Genomic DNA, 2641 nt, shown 5'->3' on the forward strand with positions numbered 1-2641 from the left:
ATTATAGGAATAGGTAAGGTTTTGAAGTAATCTCTGCCTTTTCCCCTCCTTCACACCGTACATGAGACTTTCGCTCTCATACGGCGTTCCAACAACTTATTATTTTGAATTAAATAACTGAATTTCCTACTTGCTTTCTTAAAGAATTAACACGATTTAACCCTTTTTTATCTAAGGATAATAAGCCTAAATATTTTTCAATGATTTCTTGTTTGGTTGCATGGATTAGCTTGTGAACCTTATTGTTTATCCAAACAAGGTTTTTATATTCATCAGTCCCACCCAAGTATTGGGGAATTTTATGGTGACATTCCATATTGCCTATTTCCAATTTCTCTCTTGTAACATAGCACTTTCCTTGTTGTCCTGCTATAAGTGATATGCGATTGTCATTAAACCCAGTGGATTGGTCATTTCCTATTGTACTTAATAGGTGCTTTATCAAATCATTATAACCTTTGAGTTTAGTATAAATTGCTTGCCTACCTCTTATGGTATAACTGCTTATCTCTTGACAAAAACACATAGGAGGTTTATTTTTACAGGCATAGATTGGGAATATTGTAATATCACATATGGTGCGAATTTTGCCATTGTATTTTCCATATAACCGTTTATAGATTTTTGAAAAATTAGGTTTATCGGATACGTGTTGTTTTAGTCGTATATCTAGAACTTTTGTGACTAAGAAGTTTATTTTACTAAAATCCAAACTTACCTGAGTAGCACTGTTGTAATAATTATGGCTACCTAGTATCATTGCATTCAATTTAGAAACCTGCTTTACATTTGGTTCTTTTTGTATTACTTTTATTTGTTTTTTTAATTTATTAATTATTGAAAATTTAGCTTTATCACTCATTCTACTTTGACTTATATATCTTTTTCTTTTTAGTTTCACTTTTAGTTTGAATCCTAAAAATTCTGTATAATTTTTCCTGAGATTGGTTATTCTGGATTTATCCGGGCTTATATCTAAATCCAATCTTTCTTTCAGCCATTTTCTTGTTGCATTGTAGACTTTTTGAGCAGTTTTATAATCTCTACAAAAGATTTTAAAGTCATCTGCATATCTGACTAGCCATACCTCTTTTAGTTTTGTTGTTTTCATCGCCCTGTATTTGTGTGAGTTAATATAGGTATTATTTGTTCCAAAGGTTTCCCATTGTGAACTTATCCACCAATCTAATTCATTTAAAACAATATTTGATAGAAGTGGACTAATAATTCCTCCTTGAGGGGTGCCTTTGGTTGGTATTCCTATTCCTTTTATCTCTGATTTTAATATTTTACCCATAATGCTAATAAAGTTTTTATCTCGTATTCCTAATGCCCATATTTGTTTTTTAAGCTTACTATGATTAACATTATCAAAGAAACCTTTAATATCTAAATCAACTACATAATGCAAGTTGGCTTTCCACATTAGGAAGTTACATCTTGCAATAGCATGGTCTGTTGACCTATTTGGTCTAAAACCATAGCTATGATTATAAAATTTAGCTTCACAAATCGGTTCTAATACTTGCTTAATACACTGCTGTATTATTCTATCTTCAATACAGGGTATTCCTAGAGGTCTAATTTTACCATTTAGTTTAGGAATTTCAACCCTTCTAACGCCTTTAGGATGATAGTTGGCAAATTTATTTTGAATGTATTCTACATAATTACCTTGTACCATATTCTCAAAGGTCGTAATATCAAGATTATCTATTCCAACCGTTTTGGAGCCTTTATTTCCCTTGATATTTCTAAATGCTAGTAAGATATTTGCTTCTGAGGTTATAAATTTCATTAGATTAGTAAATTTATAATTCTTGCAAGATTTACTATATAGTTCGTCAAAGATATCTTGAATGTTATAATATTCATTATTTCTTAGCAACTGTCTTTTCTTTAATTTTAAGCTTTCCTCCAAGTCTGCTAATCCTCCTTTATGTAGAAGTTTCACATCTCTTAGTCATACTCGAACCTTGAATTATTCAGTATTTAATTATCAAATAACAACTTGCCTAGTGGCTATCGCTCTATTCCCATTACAGAAATTTCATTGCTTCGTGCCACCACTTTCACTTAGATTAAGATAGGTTATGGATTACTCCTTTCCCTGTCACTACTTCATTGGCAGTAAAACCTCCATATTCCAAGCTTCCCTTGTTCCGTTATTGCTATCTATACATATATCCGTAGGTCATCAGTATGAGCCTGTAAACTTGATAGTGCCTATAACACTATATGGAATTTCATAATAAAAAGTTTTACTTTTCCACATTTACTACACATTTGTGTCATATTCATTTCTAAATATCCTGCATTTAGACCCGTACATTCCCAATTTCGTCAGTAGTCAATGCTACCATCCTAACCATAGATATTTTATAGACTCCCGGCCTATCACCACCCGACCACCTCTGATTCGTATTTCGTGTAGAACTTATCCCTCCTACTTACGATGGCTCTCAGCCGACTTCACCGAGCTTTTAACCCTCTGATTTTTACTCACCAGAACGCTAATCGGAGTATTAGAGGAAACCCTTCAAGGCGTTACCCTATCATTTGATTTCTCGCAATAACAATTCTAATTTCTGAATTTAATCAGCTAATTAGGCTAATCTTTTCAATTAGCAACAAGTCGCAC

General features: G+C 32.4%; 1 protein-coding gene. It reads right to left on the minus strand.

The genetic code is table 11. From position 1 onward, the window contains the following. Positions 1-109 precede the first annotated feature (109 nt). Positions 110-1921, minus strand: coding sequence for a group II intron reverse transcriptase/maturase (gene ltrA / locus ACJDU8_RS25335; RefSeq protein ID WP_406794962.1), 1812 nt, complete (start codon positions 1919-1921; stop codon positions 110-112). Between the last annotated feature and the right edge of the window lie 720 nt (positions 1922-2641).

Origin of the sequence: Candidatus Clostridium eludens, from assembly GCF_045310515.1 — a bacterium.
Lineage (GTDB): Bacteria > Bacillota > Clostridia > Clostridiales > Clostridiaceae > Clostridium_B > Clostridium_B eludens.